Source organism: Micromonospora deserti (assembly GCF_003236335.1).
Lineage (GTDB): Bacteria > Actinomycetota > Actinomycetes > Mycobacteriales > Micromonosporaceae > Micromonospora > Micromonospora deserti.
Genome location: NZ_POUB01000122.1, coordinates 1 through 17,546, shown reverse-complemented (window position 1 = coordinate 17,546; position 17,546 = coordinate 1). Strand labels below are relative to the sequence as shown.

Sequence of the window (17,546 nt, the reverse complement as noted above, 5' to 3'; positions counted from 1 at the left end):
CGCTCAGGCCGGTCCGCAGCGCCGCCTCTCCACCGTGGCCGGCAACCTCGGCATGGGCGCGACCGGGCTGAGTCGCGGTGGGCAGTTGTGGCGCGGTGCGCTCGCCGGTGGCGGCGGCAACGCGATCGGGTCGATGACCGGCGCCGCGCTCAGCGACGTCCCGGAGGGCGAGAGCCGGGCGAGCTTCGTGCTGCGCTCCGGGGCGTGGGGCGCCGGGCTCGGCATGTTCGGCGGCGCGGCCGGCACCGGCTCCCGGTGGCTCAGCTCGCCGGGAGCCCGGTTCGGGGTTGGCGTGGGGCTGCCCAGCCTGGCCGGCGCCGGCGGAACGTACCTGCAGTCGGGGGGCGACTGGAGCCAGACGTTGCAGGCCGGCGCGTTGGGGCTCACCGTCGGCGGGCTGGCCAGCCGCCAGTCGACCGCGGTCACCCCGACCCAGCAGCGCGCGTTCCAGCTCGGCCGGCAGTTCATGGGCGGCGTGCGGACGTACGCGGGCGCGGCGTTGATCGGCCTGGGCAACGTCGGGCCGTCGCTGCGGCTGGGGGAGTCCTCCGCCCCGACCACGATTACTGTGCGGGACATCGAGGGCGGGGTCGTCCAGCAGGGCCAGGCCCCGGTCCAGCAGCAGACCCCCGTCCAGCAGCAGACGCCGGCACCGGTGCAGCAGCAGGCGCCCGCGCCGGTCCAGCAGCAGGCGCCTGCGCAGCAACAGCAGCAGGCGCTAACCATCCGGGTCTCCACCGGCGCGTTCGTCCCCAACCCGGCCCGCCAGGTCGTCGACCCGTTCTCCGGCGAGGTGCTTGGGCAGCGGTCCGCGTCGGCGCAGACGGCCCGGTCGCTGATCACCGGCATCCGGGCCGACGAGGGCGAGGCGGCGGCCTGGCGGGCAGCGCTGGCCCGCGGCGAGATCGGGTTGCAGGGACCGACCGGCTCGAACGTGCCCGGCGGCGACTTCTACACCGCCCAGATCGACGCCAACGGTCAGGTGACTCTCATCGCGAGCGACGTGAAGTTGTCCACCGTGGGCAGGTTCCCAACGCCGGCCACCACCGTCAAGCCCACCTGGAGGGCCGAGTTGCAGGCCGCCATCGCACCGGGCCGGCTGAACCTCGGCGACCCCGCGCTGGAAAACGCGATCCGGGCCGCGTTCGCCGCCGGCCGGATCCGGATCCGCCAGCTCAACGCCGACTACTCACCCACCGGCGGGGGCACGATCACCCCCGCCAACGGCTGGTGAGCCGAATCGACCCCGGACACATGAGAAGGCGCCGACCGAGTCGGCGCCTTCTCATCCGTGCTGTCCAGCCATACGGGGTGTCGAACCCCTCATCCGCTACACAAGGTCTCGGCTGTCCCTACCGCGGGTTGTCGTATGCCCAGGACTACGAGCGTATTCGCCGCTGTCATGGGACGCAACGGTCCAGCAGGAACGAGCCCGACTCGACGTGCACCCCGACGCCCAGCGGGTTGAGCACGTCACTGAGGTAGCGCAGCGACACCCGTTGGGCGGCCCCCTCGTCGTGCAGCACCACGCCGGCCCGGAACGGGCCGGACGCGTCGAGGCCGCGCAGTTGCAGGAACGCGCCGAGCTGGCCGGTCACCCGCACTGCGTCGACCGGCGTGCCGTCGGCCTGCTCGCCCGTACGCTGCAACCGGGCGTGGTTGTCCACCATGGTCAGGCTGGTGAAGCTGCCCACGTAGAAGGCGTGCCGCTGGCGGCCCCAGAAGAACGGGACCGCGCAGGACACCGTGTTGTTGCCGATCACCACCTGGCCGAGCACCCGCCGGCCCCCGCCGGCCGCCCGCAGCGCCACATGGACGCCCTGCAGCGCTCCGGTCACCTCGTTGCCCTCGACCCGGACCAGGTTCGCCCGGTCGCCGGCCACCACGATGCCTTGCCCGACGGCCCGGGCGTCCTTCAGCGCCGCTGCGAGGAACCGGGCGCTGACCGAGCCGACCGCCGCCTGGTGCGGTTCGGTGGCGCTAGCCGCGACGAACCGGGCCAGGCTCTGGTGCAGCGACGCGCCGGACGTCAGGCGCCGCGCCGATGTGGCCTTCGCCCAGTCGGCGGCCAGCCGGCGCATCGGGGCTGGGCCGGCCATCCGTACCGTGCGCTCGTCGGCCAGCCGGACCGCCGCGCCGCCGGCGGCCGCCGGGTCGACGGCCAGGTGGCCAGCGACGAACCGGCCCAGCTCGCGGGCCACCAGGCGGGTCATCGCCACCGTCGCCTTACCGGCCGACAGCACGACGGTGTTGTCCACGACCGTGCTCTCGGTCGCCGACGCGACGATGATGCCCGCCTGTTGGTCGCCGATCTCCAACCGGTTGCCGCGCACCTCCACCACGCCGGGACGCATGCCCTCCGGGTCGGGCGCCGCGTAGATGCCCGACTGCGCCCTCCCGGGCGAGTCCGGGCACCACACCTCGCAGTCGCGCACCCGCACCCCGTCGCAGCCCAGGAACGTCAGCGCGCCCAGCAGGTGTTCGTCGCCGGGCGGGGTGCCGGGGGCCAGGCCGGACTCCACGCGCAGGCGGGTGACCTCGATGTCCGGGCAACGGGTGGCGATCAGCACCGCCTCGTGCTTCTCGCCGACCAGCACGGTTGCCGGTCCGACCCCGGTGATCACCACCCGCTGCTTGCCCTTGACGGTCAGCGGGGCGCCGACCCGGAACGTGCCGGCGGCCAGGCACAGCTCGCCGCCGGTGGCGGGCAACGCGTCCAGGGCGGCCTGCAGGTCGTCGCCCGGGAACGCGGTCACCGTGCACGTGCCGCCGCGCAGGTCGGTCAGCGGCGGGAACGTCGGCCGGCAGTCGGTGAGCACGGTCTTGTTCGTCAGGTCCATCACGGCCAGCGGCGCGGCGGTGTGCACGACGCCGTCGGGCGGAGCGTCGGTCAACGTCTCCACCGCGTCCGCGGCGCTGCCGCGTACCCGCACCCCCCACCAGTCGCCGACCTGGTAGGCGCCGGGGCGGGCGGTGAACGCGATGCCGACGTCGGCGCCACCGAGGGTCAGCGGGACCGCGGTGGCCGCGCCGACGACCTGCCCGTCCCAGCGCCGCAGGCAGGTGCCCGGCGGGTTGCCTGCCAGCGGGCTGGCGGTGCCGAGGGTGACGGTGTCGCCGCCGGCCGACGGCGCCACCGCCGCCACGGTGAACAGTGCGCCGTGGTTGCGCCGGTCGGCCCGCCGCGACAGGGTCGACACCTCGACCACGTCGCCGGGGGCGAACGTCACCGCGGGCGACGGGGCGAGGGTCACCGCCGTGCCGGCCACGGTCGCCGCGACCGCGTCGCTGCCGTTCGCGTACGACCAGACGAACCGGGCCGTCTTCTCCGTGCCCGCGTCGAGCACCTCGATGCGCAGCAGCCCGTCGGGCAGCTTGCTGCGCGGGTCGTCCGGGGGCGCGCACGGGTCCGCCGAGACCGGCGCCGCGGTCCGCGACACGTCCAGCCGGCCCGTCGACACGGGTGCGGGCAGGCTGGCGACCGAACACGTGGCGGACGTTGTGGCGGCGGCCCGTACCCGCCAGCCCACCCGTGTGCGGGTGGTGGTGTCGACCCCGGCGAGGGCCGGGTCGAGCAGGCTCGGGTCCTCCGCCGCCTGCACCTCCTCCACGAAGGCGTCGAGGTAGACGGTGACCAGGCCGGACGCGGGCAGCGCGTCGATCTCCGGCTGTGCCGCGTACGCCAGGTCGGTGGGGTTGCGGGCGAGCAGCCCGCCGATCCACATCGTCCCGGCGCGGACCGTCAACGCCCCGCCGACGAAGTCCACCTTGAAGGCGGTGCTGCCGACCGGCACGCCGGCCGGGCCGATCGCGTCGCGGGCGAGCTGCCGGGCGTCCCGGGCGGGGCCGCCGACCACCAGGTTCCAGTCGGTGTCGAGCAGCACCCGGCCCTGCTGCATGAGTGCCGCGGTCCACCGGTCGGTGGCGCGCAACGGGACGCTGGTGACGTCTCCGGTCATGTTATTCCTCCGGGTGCGCGACGCTCAGGTGCGGATGCACGGTCAACGGGGTCATCTCGGGCAGGCGTTGCGCCAGCCGGACGGCCAGCGGGCCGCGGCGGGCGTGGTGGTAGGCGCCGATCTCGCCGCCGTCGCTCGCGCCGGTGAGCAGTGCCGGCGACGGGCGTGCCGACGGCGCGTCGACCACCGGCGCGTAGTAGCCGGCCGAGTCGAAGCCGATCCCGCCGAAGCGCGGCAACGGCCCGGTCAGGCAGTGGTACGCGGGCGGGTGAGCCTGCGGCGAGTCGTGCTCGCCGAGGTGGCAGTAGCGCACGCAGCCGGTGGACGTGACGGTGGTGCGCAGCCCGCCGGTGAACAGGCAGTCGGTCACCCACACCTCGTCGGCCCCGACCGGACCGACGAAGGTGACCCCGGTGGCGGCGAGGTCGGGCGGGAACCGGTCGGCGGCGGCGACCGCGGCGCGGGTCGGGTCGCCGCCCGGGTCCCCACCGCACGGCATCGATGCCGCGCCCCGCCCGTCGACGACGCAGTCGGTCAGTTGGATCGGGTACGCGGACAGGTCGGCGCGGATCGGGCCGAGCAGGCAGCGCGTCGCGGTCAGCCGGACTGTCCACGCGGTCGGGTCCACGTCGATCCCGTGCCCGGACGTCGGGTCGCAGGTCATCCCGATCAGGTCGACGCCGGCGAGCTGCGCGCCGATCCGCAGCGCGCCCGCGAGGAGAAACCCGGAGAGCTCGATCTGCACGTCGGTCAGCTGCAGGGACAGGTCCCCGGTGACCACCGGGGTGCAGCCGGTCGGGGCGACGACCCGCCATCGGGTCAGTGCCGGGGTGCCGGCCACCGGCGCGGCCGGCGCGGCGAGCCGGTCGCTGGTGAGCAGGCGGATCTCCACCTGCGGGGCGTCCGGCTCGCTGGGACTGCTGGTCGCCGCGGCGGCGGCGGTGAACGCCGCGCTCAGGGTGGGCACCACGATCTGCCCGGCCGGGTGCGGGCCCGACGCCGGGTCGACGACGATCACCACGCCCGCGTCGTCGCGGGTCTCGGCGGTGCTCGCCACCGCGCCCAGCCGGCCCGGGACGGCCCGGTAGAACGTGGCGCGGAGGGTGCCCGACACGTCCCCGGCCGGCTTCACCACCCCCCGATACGGGTCGACCAGCACCGTCCCCGCCGGGGCTGCGGGCGACCCGGCCGGCGGCAGGGCGGTGAGCCCGATCTTCGCCCAGGGCAGCGGCACGCCGTCTACGGTCAGCTCCAGCAGCGCCGGCCCGTCGCCGGTGAGGGGATGGTCGGCCGCGAGCGTCCACACCGGCCCGTAGCTCACGTCGCCGAGCGCGTCGATCAGTCGCCACGTGGCGCGTACCGGAAGCTCGCCCGGCGCGCACGGACGGCGCGGGACGGGCGCCTCGCCGGGTGGTCGCTCGTCCTCGGCGTCGCTGGCGATCTCCAGCGGCCGTGGCCGCAGGTACAGCGGCGCGCTCCCGCCGAGCGGGTGTAGCGCGAACCGGCCGCCCCCCAGTGGCGCCACCTGGACCTCTTCGTAGCCGAGCACCTGCCACGGGAACACCTGCACGGTCGCCGCCGCCGGGTGGCACGACCCGCCCGGGGTGACCGACCGCCGCGCCGGGTCGAGCCCGGTGCCCGCAAGCAGGTGCTCGCCGTTGCGCAGGTCCAGCGAGGCGGTACGCCGGACCGGGTGGCGCAGCTGCTGGCACCACACCGTCGCCGTCCAGCCCTCGCGCACCCGTGCCGACCAGCCCGTGACGACCTCGGCGAAGTCCTCCAGAGCGGCCGGGGTCCCCTTGCGCCGGCGCAGCGCGGTCGCGTACGCGATCTCGCGCCGGTCGGCGTCGGGCGGCAGCCCGAGCAGCGCGCCCAGGTACGGCAACGCCCAGTCCGCGGCGCTGTCCGGGAAGGCGTCGTCGAGCACCCGGTCGACGTCCGCCGCGAGCAGCAGCCACTGCTCCTCCAGCGCCGCCAACAGCGCGAGCAGCGGCGGCGGGTCGGTACCGGCCGGTCCGGCGTGCAGCAGGGCCGGCGGCACCATACGCAGGAAGCGTTCGCTCATTGGACATTCACCGCCGTCACGCTCAGCAGTTCGTACCGTTCGGCTGGCGTCCGGCCGATCGCGGTTTCGGCGGCGGACGGCGCGCGGACGCCCGAGGTGACCGACAGCGCCACCACGCCGACGACCCCGGTGACCGCCTGCGCCACGGCCAGCACGTCGCTCGCGTCGACCGGCACGCCGAGGTCTCGCGGTCGGGGCGCGAGTGGGCCGGCCGGGTCGAGCAGCGCCGCGCCGACCGCCTCCCGTACCGTCACCGCGTCCCGGCGCGGGTCGGCGGTCACCGTCAGCGTGGCGGTCAGCGCGCTCGGCACGCCCGCGCACACGCACAGTCCCACCGAGGTGTCCCGCCGGGCGTCCAGGTAGCCGGCGAGCGAGGTCAGCTCGGCGGGGAGCGGTGCGCGCACCCCCGTGTCGCCGAACCGCAGCGACGCCACATGCAGGCCGCTCCCGCCGCAGGGGCAGCCCACCGGGCCCGCGCCCCGCCACGCCACGCTGTGGCTCGTCCCCGGCACGCCGAGCGCCAGGTCGGCCACATCGTCCAGCGACACCGCGCGGTCCAGCGCGCGGACCCGTGCCGCGGCGGCCCGCCGCATCTGCAGCGAGTCCTCCTGGTCGGCGGCGCCAGTGGTATGTCCCACCCCGGCGATCTTGCGGACGCCCCGCACGCTGCCGAGCAACGTGTCGATCTGCGTCGCGTCCAGCTCACCGACCAGGCCGCCGCCGACCCGCCAGGTCGCCGTCACCTCGCCGCGTACCGCCTCGGCGCCGAAGCGGACCACGAGGCGGCCGTCCGCGGCGAGCCGGGTGGTGAACACCGGTGCGGTCGGGTCCCGCCCGTACAGGCTGTCGACCTCGTCGAAGGCCACCCCGCCGACCCGGACGGTGAGACTGTCGGTGACCCGGCCCGACTGGTCGACGTCGGCGGTGACCGGGCCGGGGACGACGGTGCCGCCGTCGGCCACCGTCAGCGGTCCGCGGCGCGTCTCGCCGTGCCGGACGGGGACGAGGTTGGCGGTCGCTGGGGCCTTCGCGGCCGTCCCGGTGAGCCCGGAGCCGAGGACGAGCAGCATGCCCCCCACGTCGTCGGTGGTGTCGCCGGCGTCCCGCGAGCAGTCCGCCAGCTCCCAGCCGGCGCTGGTCTGCACGGCGATCCGGGTGGGCACCTCGGCGGGGCGGGGGTGCACCCGCAGCCGGGTCCCGCCGGGGGCCAGCGGCGGCAGCTCGTGGTGCTGCGCGACGACCCGGTGGTCGACGAGCAGGATCTCGATGTCGTCGTCCAGCTGGCCCGGCGGCAGCGGGTCGGTCAGCTCGATCCGGCCGACGTGGTGCTTCGTCCCCGGGGCGACCGACCAGTCCACGCCGCTGACCGACTTGACCGTCGTGACGAACGCGCCGTACGCGTTCGAGACGAGGATGTTTATACCCGGGCTCGCCGCGCTCGCGTCGGTCACCAGCAGGTGGCCGGCGCCGACCGCCGCGGCCTCGCCCGGGTAGCTGACGGCGGCCGTGGCGGCGGCGCCGGAGGAGTTCACGTAGGACAGTTTGCTGAGCCGGTGCGCCAGCGACAGTGTCGCGCGTACCCGGTAGGCGGCGTAGGTGGTGCCGCTGGCCGGTGCCAGCAGCCCGGCGAGCTCCCGGTCGGTGGTGACCAGGAAGGCGCCCAGGTCGTCGGACTTCTTCGTCACCGTCACCACGGCGCGCAGCGACAGGTTGCTGGCGAACAGGGTGTAGATGATCGACATCCAGCCGAGCCAGCCCCACCAGGTCGACGGCATCGGCAGGTACCCCGAGGGCTTCTCGGCGACCAGCGCCACCCGGTCCCCGGCGCCGAAGCCGGGATCGGTGAGCAGCCGCAGCGCGCGGCCCGGCGGCGGCTGCGGGGCCGGCACGGCGGTGACGGTGAGGTCGGCCCAGCCGGCGCGGAGCTGCGTGTCGGTGACCACCTCGAAGGTCTGCGCAGCCCGGGTGGGCGTGCCCGGCGCCTGCACCCGGGTGCCGGCCGGGACGAGCGGACTGGCCCCGGAGTCCGTCGTGCAGCGGATCCAGCCGCGCGCCGCGGCCCGCTGCGTCGGCCGGTGGCCGAGCAGATCGACGGTCCGGCGCAGGTCCGTCCAGTCCTGCGCGGTGCCCAGGTACCGCTCGCCGGCGGTGAGTTCGGTGTACGCGGCGACCGAGTCGGCCACCCGCGACCAGAGCTCGGCGGCGGTGACGACGGACGGGTCGCCCGCCACGTCCAGCCGCGCGCCCAGCGGGCCGGCCCCGCCCGGCCCGGTCACCCCGGCGATCCCGGCGAGCAGCCCGTCGCGGAATTCGTACCGGTCGGCGAGCCGGCGGCGCAGCCGGGGCAGCCCCGGCGGCGGGTTGGGCCGGGGCGTCAACCCACGAGGCTCCGGGTCGCTCATCGGCCACCCTCCACGGTCAGCTCGATCCGGCCCCGGTCCGGCGCGGCGGCGTCGTCGTCGCAGACCGCGATCTCGTCCGGCCCGACCACCAGCACCTCGTGGTACGTCCCGGCCGGCTCGGATAGCCGGCGCGCCTCCGTCACCCGCACCGCGTCCACCCCGGGCACCCCGGCGACGGCCGCGACGACCGTCGACACGTACACCGAGGTGCCGAGCGGGTGCGCTGCGGCCGAGAAGACCGCCCCCGGCCGGCCCGGCCGCAGCGCCGCCAGGATCCGTAGCCGGGCCAGCGCGGGATCGGTCCCCGGGGTCAGGCACACCGTCACCGCGACGAGCAGGCCCACCGGGGTCGCCGGCAGGGTGACCACCTCGGAGCCGATCATCCGCACCGCGTCCATCACCTCGGCCACCGCCGCGTGAACCGACGGGTCGTCCAGGTCGGTCCCCGTCTCCACGGCCACGAGGCCGACCGGCCAGGATCCGGACCACGACCGGCGCGCTGCGGCCCGGGCCACTCCGGGGACCTGCGTCGCGAACGGCGGCAGGTCGCTCACCAGCACCGCCCGCCGGGGCACCGCCGCGTACGCCTGCGGAGCGTCCCGGCGTACGTCGTCGAGTGGCACGGCGGCGGCGCCACCCACCCCGGGCGTGAGGTTGCGCGCGGTGACCCTCGCGTCGGCCTCCGCCCAGACGCACGGCTGCCCGGCCGGGGAGGTGGTCCGCACCAGCCGCGTCAACGTGTTCGCCGCGATCAGCCCGTCCGGGCCGGCGCCGACCTCGTAGCGCACGGTCACCGTCGACTGGGCCGGCGGCACCACGCCCAGCACGCCGGTGCGGAACCGCAACCGGGGCGGGTGGTCGTCGTCGTGGTCGACCACCACACTGAACCCCTCCGCCGTCGCTCGCAGCAGGCTGGTCACCCGGGTCGCCCCGACGGTGACTCCGCTGGGCAGCGCGACCCGGGTGTCCAGCCGCCACGGCCGGCCGCCGGGCGCGCAGGACAGTCCCGCCGTGGCGGCGCGGACGAGCAGGTAGTCGGCGACCCGTTCCCGGGCCGGGTCGGGCCGGCCACCGGTGAGCGGGTCGAGCGGCGCGATCGCCGCCGGACCGTCGACCAGCAGACCGTGGTGGGCGGGCAGGACGCCGAGCCGGGCCACGCCCACGCGGGGGGTGCCGCCGGAGTGGTCCACGCTGACCGGCACCGGCCGGGTCAGCGCGTCGGCGGCGTCCCAGAACACCCGCACCAGCGGCAGGCCGGGGGAGAGCGGGTCAGTCATCTCGACCACGTGGGTCACCCGGACCACCTGCGCCGGGTACGAGGCGAGGGGGAGGCGGATCTGCTCGCCGCCGCCGTCGTCCGGCGGCCAGTTGGTGACCCGCCGCGCCCAGTCCTGCTGCGCGCCGGCCGGCCCGGGGGCGACCACCTCGAAGGCGAGCAGCGAGCCCACCGGTAGCCAGGTCGCCAGCGGTGCGCCGTCGGCTGGGCGGGGGCGGACCAGCACCGCGCTGGTCGCGCCGGCGGTCAGCACCGCGTCCGCCTCGGTCCAGTCGTAGAGCGGCACCTCGGAGTGCGAGGCGAAGACGGTGACCGGCGCGTCGGTCTCCAGCGTGAAGTACGCGGCGTCGGCCGACCGGTCCAGGTCCCCGACGGCGTCGGTCGCGGTGTCTCCCGGCTGGACGACGAAGCTGCTGTCGGTCGGTCCGGCGTTCGCGTGGGCCCGCCGCACCTGCACGAACGTGGCGGCGCTGATCGCGGGGGGCACCGGGTGGTCGACCAGGCGGGCGTGCCGGGTGACGCTGGCGCGGCGGCGGGCGGTGCCGAGCCAGGTCTCGGTGGCAATCCGGTCCAGGCGGTAGTGCAGCAGGTCACCGAGGTGCGCCATGAGTTCGAGCAGGGTGACCGTGACGTCGGCGGGGGAGTGGTCGGAGTTCGGCGCGAGCACGTCCAGCCGTTCCAGGAGCATCGCCCGCAGCCCGGCGTAGTCGCGGGCCAGGGTGTCGTAGTCGGGCGGGGTGAGCGGGGCGGGCTGCTCCGGGATCCGCACGCAGTCCGGCACGTCGCCGCACTCCGGGCGGAGCCGTACCGGCAGGTGCCGGCGCAGCGGGTCGACCTGGAGCCCGAGCCCGGCCAGGCCCGCCGGGTCGACGCCCAGCCGGTACGGCGCGCGTCCGGGCAGCGCCGCGCCCACCGCCTGCACGGGCAGGTCGAGGTGCGCGGGGACCGGGTTTCCGTCCGGGTCGGTGGTCGCCGCGACGACCGTCCCCGGGCCGGTGACGGTGACCGCCGGGCGGCCCTGGAACGTCCACAGCCCGGCGGCGGTCAGCCCGGCCGGCGGATCGTCGTAGAGCCAGACCGAGACGGTGCGGGTGTTCCCCGAGCCGGTCGCGCTGGCCGCGCGCAGCCCGATGACGCTGCCCCCGGCTAACAGCGCCTCCGGCCGGCGCAGCGGACTGGCGTGCGGCTGCACCGGCTCGGTGTAAGCATCGAGCGTGGTCATAGCGCCGCCGCCGGCAGGGTGAGGGTGACCGTCCGGGTCTCGCCCGCCGGCCGGGGGCGGTAGACCACCTGCGCGGACACCGTCGTGTCGGCGACGGTCACGGTCACGTCCACGACGTCGAGGCGGTCGCCGAGCGCGTCGGTGAGGCTGCCCCGGGCCCGGGCCCGCACGGTGCCGGCCAGGTCCGGGGAGAGCGGCTGGAACAGCGTCGACGGGCCCAGCCCGGCGCCGAAACCCGGCCGGTGCAGCCGGTCGTTCGGCCCGGTGAGCAGGACCAGGCGGACGAGGTCGTCCAGGTGCTCCAGCGCGGACCGGGTGGCCAACCGGCGTCCGGCGCCGACGGCCCAGGGTTGGGCGGCGAACCGCTTCATGTGCCCTCCACCTTCGACTGGTTCGTGCTGATCTGGAGCGTGCCCTGCGGCGCCGACGCCGCGCTCAGGCACAGCCCCACGCTGGTGTCGAGCAGCACCGGGTCGCCGGCCGTGACCCGGACCGCCGGGGCCTGCCACCGCACGGTCGTGCACGGGCTGGCGACGTTGCCGACCATGAACGGGCAGCCGGCGATCGTCGTGCTGTCGGAGACCACGAGCACCGGGGCGCCGTCGGCCAGCACCCGGTCCTGGCTCGCGGTGAAGCTCGCCGACCCGCCGTGCGGGCAGGTCGCCACGGTGGCGGTGGTGAGCAGGTAGCCGGGCACGTCACCTCACCACCAGGGCGCCGTCGTTGATGTCGACCTGCCCGTTCTGCATGACTATGGTCGCGCCCGATCCGTTGTCGATCCGCACGCCGTCGTCATCGAGCGTGATGACCGGGCCCGCCGAGCAGGTGACGGTCAGCGCGCCCTCCTCGTCGGACAGTTCGAGCCGGTGCCCGCCCGGGGTGAGCAGAACGACCGTGTTCGGCCCGGCACCCTCCACCGCCTTGCCGGCGCTCCAGTTCGCACCCGACCAGACTGGCTGCGCGGACAGGTCGCCGCGCGGCCACTGCACCAGCACGGCCGTGCCGACCGGGGGGACCAACGCGAAGCCGCACCCGTCCCCCGCGTACGGCAGCGCGGGCAGGCACCAGCCGGTCGGGCCGTCCAGCAGCTCCGGGACGTCCACCTTGATCCGGCACTTCTTCTCCGGGTCATCGTTGTCGTGCACCGTGCCGGGGAAAAGCCCGACGTGGCCGGCGTTCACAGCGCCACCCCCGCGGCGAGGGCGGCCAGCCCGCCGGCACCTGCCGAGCCGCTGCCCAGGGCGTTGCGGATCAGGCCCAGCGCCTGGCTGTGCCCGCCGGCGGTGATCGTGTGCCGCGCCGACTTCACCAGCCACAGCCCATCCAGCGTCGGGCCGAGCCCGGCGACGGTGATGGTGCGGCGGGCGCGGACCAGCGGCATGTCGGGGGCGGTCAGCGTGGTGGACAGCGACGCGCCGAACGCGCTGCGCTCGGCCATCGCCGTGGCGGTCGTCTGGGCGTCCAGCACACTGATGCCGGCCGCAGCGTGGGTACGGATCAGGGTGGCCCCGCCGAGCGACCGCGGGCCCATCGCGTGCCCAGTGCCCGGGTCGCTGGCCACGTCGGTGTCGGTGGTTCCCGGGACGGTCCGGGTCAGGTGCACCTCCTGACCGGCGAGCAGCTGCACCGACGCGGTGGCCCGGCCGCCGAGCTCGCCGTAGCCCAGCCGGATCGTGGTCTGCGCCGCCGCCGTCGGGTCGATCCGCTTGAACACCCCGGTGACCACTCCGCCGATCGACTCGACGTGCAGGTCGAACCCGTTGCGCCCGGCCAGGCCCTGCAGGAAGGCCCAGTCGGTGGCGCTCTGCTGCGGCGAGTAGGTGGCCGAGTCCATCCCGGCCGGGGTGGACTCGACCTGCGCGGCCAGGCCGTACTGCGTGAACAGCGTCTGCGCGATCGTCGAGTCGGTGGTGTCCTGCCACAGCCGCTGCACGTCGCGGCGGTCCATCTCGACGCTGCGGTCCATCCCCTCCACGGTCAACGTGGACAGACCGCCGGGAGCGAAGTTCCAGTTCGCGCTCACGCTGCGCGCGTCGATCTCGTAGCTGGCCCCGCCCCGGCTCACCCGCACGGCGAACGGGGTGGCCGGCGCGACCAGCGCGTCCAGCGAACTGTTCCACGCGCTGTTGTTGTCGGTGTCCATCGCGACGGTGACGCTGGCCTTGTCCGGGCTGCCGAGCGACTCCTCGACGCTGACGCTCTGCACCAGCTCCAGCTGGTGCGCGGTCAGCGGCGTTCCGTCGACCGTGATCACAGTGCGCGTCTCAGGCATCGGGCACCGCCAGCATCGTCCCCGGCTCCTCCAGGGTGAGCGCGTCGGCGGCCGGGTTGGCGTCGGCGATCACCCACCACCGGGTGCTGTCGTTCAACGCCGCCGCCGCGAGCAAATCGAGCCGGTCGCCGGCGCGGACGGGGTACACCACGTCGGTCCTCGGCGCGACGCTGATCCGCGGCGTCGACATCGGCCGCGTCGTGCCGTCGTCCTGCGCCACGTCCAGCTGCGGCTGGTCCGCGTACCGGCCGATCACAGCATCAACTCCACGCCCTGAGCGATGCCGACGGTGGCACTGGCGGTGCGTACCGCCTGGTAGGCCGTCGCCAGCGCGTTCGCCAGCTTCAGGTCCGGGCTGAGGTCCCGGCTGCGCAGCACGGTCAGCGACAGGTCCACGGTGGCCTGCACGGGCTGCAACATCGCGTCGAAGCCGGTCTCGTGGATGGTGCAGCTGTCCACCCGGACCGGGACGATCCGCTCCAGGCTCCAGGCGAGCACCACCAGCGGCAACGACGGCGCGGGCACCGGCGCGGCGCCACCACCGCCGCCGAGTGCGCCGGTGATCGCCCCGACCAGCGCGGCCAACCCGCCGCCGCCCGGCTCGAGCAGCCCTTCGATGGTCGCCAGCAGCGGTCCGATGCCGAGCGACCCGGTGATCGGCTTGTCGATCGCGTCCAGCGCGTCGAGCTCGATCTTCAACGTGTACGACTCCACCGGCGGTCCGCCCACCCGGAGCCCCGACCCGCCGGACGTGCCGGACTGCACTCGCAGCACCCGGGTCACCTCGGCCGGGTTGTACTGGAACGGCACCAGACTCGGCACCATGCCCGCCACCGGGTCGGAGAAGGACAGCAGCATCCCGCGCATCAACATGACCTGCTCCTCGGTCCGTGGTCGGTGCCCGTGACGTGGTCGGCGACGGCTCGCGCGACGGCCGCCTCCGGCCCGTCCGGCCAGGCCCGGCCGGCCAACGCGGCCTCGATGGCGGCGCGAAGCAGACCCGGTTCGGGCGGCTGGTCGACGTTCACGTGGATGTCGGTCACCGGGGCCTCCGGGCGGTGGGTGGACGGCGGCTCTTCTCCAGCTCGCGGCGGACGGCGGCGTGCAGGTGCTCGGTTCGCACCTCCGTGCCCGCGGCGATGGCGCTGACCGTGGCGGCCAGCGCGGCGGCCCGGATGGTGGCCCCGGACAGCTCCTCGCGGGCGACCGCCGCGGTGTCGACGTCGGGCAGGTGGCGGCGCCAGATCCGTTCCCGCTCGCCGTGGTCGGGCAGGTCGAACCGGACGGCGAGCCGGATCCGACGGGCGAACGCCTCGTCCAGTGCGGACGGGCGGTTGCTGGTCAGCACGACCACGCCGGCGTGCACCTCGATGCGCTGCAACAGGTGGTCGATCTCCAGGTTGGCGTAGCGGTCCCGGGCGTCGGTGACGTCGCCTCGCTTGCCGAACAGCCCGTCCGCCTCGTCGAAGAGCAGCACCGCGCCGGCCGCCGCCGCGTCTCGCAGGACGCTGTCGAGATTGCGTTGGGTCTCTCCCAGCCACTTGGTCACCACCCGGGCCAGATCGACGATCCACAGGTCGCGGTCGATCGCCGCGGCGACCGCCTCGGCCGCGGCGGTCTTGCCGGTGCCGGACGGTCCGTGGAACAGCGCGATGACGGCCCGGCCCAACCGGCCGGTCAGCCCCAGCCGGTCGTGCGCGGCGGGGGAGTGGCGCGCGTGCGCGACCACGTCCCGCACCGCGGCGAGGGTCGCCGGGGGGAGGACGAGGTCGTCGAGCGTGGCCGTCGGCGGCAGCCGGCGGGCGAGCCCACCCGGGTCGTGGCGGGGCTGGGACCGCAGCGCGGCGCTCACGTCCCGGGCCGTCGCGGCCCGGCCGTCCACGGCCGCTGCCACGCGGGCGCGCCCCACCACGGCGGCGATCGCCGGCTCGGCCAGCGGCAGCCGTCCGACCAGGTCGGCCAGCTCGTCCGGGTTCACGGCGACGCCGGCCTGCCGCAGCGCGCGCCGCCAGACCTGTTCGGCTACGGCCAGCGGCGGCGCGGCCAGCTCGACGAGGTGCCACCCGGGCGGGCCCGGCTCGTCCGCGCCGCCCAGCGCGAGAACCGTCCCGTCCGGCGGCGCCTCGCCCGGCTCGAGGAGGACCGCGGGTAGCTCGTGCCGGAGGCGCAGCAGCAGCCGGGCGACCGCCGGTGGCCGTACCCCGGGAGCCGGTGCGATGCCGAGCTGCGCTGCCACGGCGTCGCGCACCGGCGCACGGTCGTCGGGCACCTCGCAGCGGACCAGCACCGGGACGCCCGCGTCGAGCAGCGCGGCGATCCGCGTTGCGGCGGCAGCGACCCGCGGCGCGACCCCGCCCCGGGCGGGTGGTGCGGGGCGTTGGCCGGCGATCGCGGCGACGGTGGTGGTGGGCAGCCGGATCGGGGCGTCGGGGTCGACCACGACGTCCAGCAGCCCGCCGCGGACCAGCGGGTGGGTGGCGCCCACGGTCAGCGGCACGGACACGCCCACACCGGCGAGGACGTGTGCGAGCAGGCCAAGGCTCGGCCAGCGGCGGCCGGCGTCGTCGTGCACGCAGCCGCAGACGATCGCCACCTGCGGCTCGACCGCCGCCCACCAGGCCACCGCGAGTACCGCCTCGGCGGCGGCGTCGATGCCGGTGACCCGGACCAGCTCGGCGAACTCGCCCTCGGTCGGCAGCGGCAGTAGCGCGATGCGGGGGTGCGGGTCGACGACACCGACGGCGGCGACCGCGCGGGTCGCGTCGTCCAGCGTCGGGTCGGCCCACGCCTCGCGGTAGCGGCGCAGCACGTCGGCGGCGCCGGAGACGAACAGGTGCCGCCAGGCGAGCAGGCGCGGGTCGGTCAGCGCCGAGGGAGTCCCCCGGGCGGGCGCCTCGACCGTCGCGATGCTCACGGCGCCACCGCCACCGCCAGCTCCGTCGCCGGCCCGGCGACCGTGCCGCACCGCAGGCTCACCGGGACCGTCGCGCCGAGCGAGTCGGGCGGCAGGGCGGGCACGACGACCTGGATCGAGGTCGCCGACAGTGCCGTGTACGGCACCGCCCGTCCGGCGAAGAACGCCTGACCGCCGTCGGTGACGTGCCGCACCGTCAGCGTCGCCGTAGCGCCGGACGCCAGCGGCGCGGCGGCGGACACGACGACCGGCACCACCTTCACCCTCGCGTACCCGCTGCCGGCCGCCAGCCCGTCGGCGAGGTTGGTGACCGTGAGGGGCCGGGTACCAGGGACGAGTTCACCGTTGGGCAGGTGCACGGTGAGGCCGTCCGGTGCCGGGCTGGCGGTGAGCCGCCACGGCCCGGTGCTGTGCGTGGTGGCCGGGTCGGGACGCCCGTCGGTGGGGTCGTCCGGATCGCCGGGTAACCGGCCCAACGTCACCTGGCGCAGGTCGGTCACGCCGTGCGCCCGTATGGTGAGAGCCTGGTCGAACCAGGCCACCGCCGGCCGGACGTCGTCGACGACCGGCGCAGGCGACGGCGCCACGCCGACCCGGCGGGCGCGCACCGGCGGCCCCGGCGCGTACGCCGTCTGCGCCGGCACGGTGACCAGGCTGACCTGGTAGCCGATCGACAGCCGCAGCGCGTGCGAACCGGTGTTCCACAGCGCGGTGATCGTCTCCATCGGCACCTGCTCGATGGTGATCCGCAGGGGTTCGGCCATGCCTTCCAGCGCGCCCGCGACGTCGGTGACGGCGCGGTCGGGGCCAGTCGCAACCGGCGTGTCCGCGCCGAAGATTCCGTTCTCGTGCAGCGCCAACATGAGCGCGGAGAGGGCGGCGTGCACCACGTCGTCCTCGGTGCCGCTCTCGCTCAGCTCACCGGCGTCGGCGGTGAGCAGGTAGTGCAGCGTGAGCGCGAGCGGCGGCCGGCCCCGCCGGGTCCGCCAGCCGTGCTGCGGCGACTCCATGTTGGCGTACGCGGGCGCCGGCTCGATCCGGTAGAGGAACCAGTTGAGCCGGGGTCCGTCGACGGGGCGGTCGAGCGGCCCGACGCTGACCCCAACCGGCGTGGCCAGTCCCTTCAGTGCCTCGGTTGTCAGCACACGGAGCACCTCGTCCACGCCGGCCAGCACGGGCGGGCCTGGGCTGAACAGGCTCACCAGCCACCCCCTCGCCGGGCGGTGACGCCCCCTTCGAGCGCGCGGCAGCCGCTGAACGGGTCGATCTCGGCGGGCGGCGGGGCGACCTGGATCTCGATGCGTCCGATCTGTACCGGTGGCACGGGGGCAGGTTTCGCCGTTTCGCGCGGTGCCGGGGCGCCGACCGGCGGCGTCGCGGGGTCCGACGCCGGCGTGTCCGGCCTGGGTGCCGCCGGGATCGGCGTGGGGGCGGTG

General features: G+C 75.7%; 14 protein-coding genes and 1 pseudogene. 1 reads left to right on the top strand and 14 read right to left on the bottom strand.

Annotation, left to right across the window (positions count from 1 at the left end; translation table 11 throughout):
• On the top strand, positions 1–1,234 hold a 1,234-nt coding region (locus C1I99_RS17900), incomplete at its 5' end, for a hypothetical protein (RefSeq protein ID WP_199562214.1).
• 166 nt (positions 1,235–1,400) lie between these two features.
• Here the strand turns inward: C1I99_RS17900 and C1I99_RS17895 are convergent.
• From C1I99_RS17895 to C1I99_RS34065, 14 genes and pseudogenes are all read right to left on the bottom strand, one after another.
• Complete coding sequence (locus C1I99_RS17895; RefSeq protein WP_111135366.1) at positions 1,401–3,959, bottom strand: DUF6519 domain-containing protein; 2,559 nt, start codon at positions 3,957–3,959, stop codon at positions 1,401–1,403.
• A 1-nt stretch (position 3,960) separates the two neighbouring features.
• On the bottom strand, positions 3,961–6,024 hold the full coding sequence (locus tag C1I99_RS17890) for a phage tail protein (RefSeq protein WP_111135365.1): 2,064 nt from the start codon (positions 6,022–6,024) through the stop codon (positions 3,961–3,963).
• A complete protein-coding gene (locus tag C1I99_RS17885) occupies positions 6,021–8,426 on the bottom strand; it encodes a baseplate J/gp47 family protein (protein WP_146603985.1) in 2,406 nt (801 codons plus the stop codon). The genes C1I99_RS17890 and C1I99_RS17885 overlap by 4 nt, the downstream gene beginning before the upstream one ends.
• Entirely contained in the window at positions 8,423–10,924 is a 2,502-nt protein-coding gene (locus tag C1I99_RS17880) for a baseplate J/gp47 family protein (protein WP_111135363.1), read from the bottom strand. The genes C1I99_RS17885 and C1I99_RS17880 overlap by 4 nt, the downstream gene beginning before the upstream one ends.
• The gene (locus C1I99_RS17875; RefSeq protein WP_111135362.1) at positions 10,921–11,295 is read right to left on the bottom strand and encodes a hypothetical protein; all 375 of its coding nucleotides are present in this window, start codon (positions 11,293–11,295) and stop codon (positions 10,921–10,923) included. Before C1I99_RS17875 ends, C1I99_RS17880 begins: the two co-directional genes overlap by 4 nt.
• Positions 11,292–11,621 (bottom strand): hypothetical protein, encoded by a 330-nt coding sequence (locus C1I99_RS17870; RefSeq protein ID WP_111135361.1) that lies wholly within the window; start codon positions 11,619–11,621, stop codon positions 11,292–11,294. The genes C1I99_RS17875 and C1I99_RS17870 overlap by 4 nt, the downstream gene beginning before the upstream one ends.
• 1 nt (position 11,622) lies before the next feature.
• Complete coding sequence (locus tag C1I99_RS17865; protein WP_111135360.1) at positions 11,623–12,105, bottom strand: phage baseplate assembly protein V; 483 nt, start codon at positions 12,103–12,105, stop codon at positions 11,623–11,625.
• Entirely contained in the window at positions 12,102–13,196 is a 1,095-nt protein-coding gene (locus C1I99_RS17860) for a phage late control D family protein (RefSeq protein ID WP_111135359.1), read from the bottom strand. The genes C1I99_RS17865 and C1I99_RS17860 overlap by 4 nt, the downstream gene beginning before the upstream one ends.
• Positions 13,189–13,452 carry a hypothetical protein gene (locus C1I99_RS17855; protein WP_111135358.1) on the bottom strand — a complete coding sequence of 88 codons (264 nt, stop codon included), beginning with the start codon at positions 13,450–13,452 and terminating at the stop codon, positions 13,189–13,191. The genes C1I99_RS17860 and C1I99_RS17855 overlap by 8 nt, the downstream gene beginning before the upstream one ends.
• Complete coding sequence (locus C1I99_RS17850) at positions 13,449–14,069, bottom strand: hypothetical protein (protein ID WP_146603984.1); 621 nt, start codon at positions 14,067–14,069, stop codon at positions 13,449–13,451. The genes C1I99_RS17855 and C1I99_RS17850 overlap by 4 nt, the downstream gene beginning before the upstream one ends.
• Positions 14,063–14,239, bottom strand: coding sequence for a hypothetical protein (locus C1I99_RS32815; protein ID WP_155331506.1), 177 nt, complete (start codon positions 14,237–14,239; stop codon positions 14,063–14,065). Before C1I99_RS32815 ends, C1I99_RS17850 begins: the two co-directional genes overlap by 7 nt.
• A complete protein-coding gene (locus C1I99_RS17845; RefSeq protein WP_146603983.1) occupies positions 14,236–16,110 on the bottom strand; it encodes an ATP-binding protein in 1,875 nt (624 codons plus the stop codon). Before C1I99_RS17845 ends, C1I99_RS32815 begins: the two co-directional genes overlap by 4 nt.
• Positions 16,107–17,312, bottom strand: a complete 1,206-nt coding sequence (locus tag C1I99_RS17840) for a Pvc16 family protein (protein ID WP_158554079.1) — start codon at positions 17,310–17,312, stop codon at positions 16,107–16,109. The genes C1I99_RS17845 and C1I99_RS17840 overlap by 4 nt, the downstream gene beginning before the upstream one ends.
• Positions 17,309–17,546, bottom strand: a pseudogene (locus C1I99_RS34065) (hypothetical protein); the annotation flags it as partial. The gene C1I99_RS17840 and the pseudogene C1I99_RS34065, both read right to left, overlap by 4 nt.

Bases quoted from the DNA above. Each gene is read 5' to 3' on its own strand.
- C1I99_RS17850 (WP_146603984.1), bottom strand. From the start codon at position 14,069: ATGTTGATGCGCGGGATGCTGCTGTCCTTCTCCGACCCGGTGGCGGGC.
- C1I99_RS17895 (WP_111135366.1), bottom strand. From the start codon at position 3,959: ATGACCGGAGACGTCACCAGCGTCCCGTTGCGCGCCACCGACCGGTGG.
- C1I99_RS17860 (WP_111135359.1), bottom strand. From the start codon at position 13,196: ATGCCTGAGACGCGCACTGTGATCACGGTCGACGGAACGCCGCTGACC.
- C1I99_RS17885 (WP_146603985.1), bottom strand. From the start codon at position 8,426: ATGAGCGACCCGGAGCCTCGTGGGTTGACGCCCCGGCCCAACCCGCCG.
- C1I99_RS17880 (WP_111135363.1), bottom strand. From the start codon at position 10,924: ATGACCACGCTCGATGCTTACACCGAGCCGGTGCAGCCGCACGCCAGT.
- C1I99_RS17875 (WP_111135362.1), bottom strand. From the start codon at position 11,295: ATGAAGCGGTTCGCCGCCCAACCCTGGGCCGTCGGCGCCGGACGCCGG.
- C1I99_RS17890 (WP_111135365.1), bottom strand. From the start codon at position 6,024: ATGAGCGAACGCTTCCTGCGTATGGTGCCGCCGGCCCTGCTGCACGCC.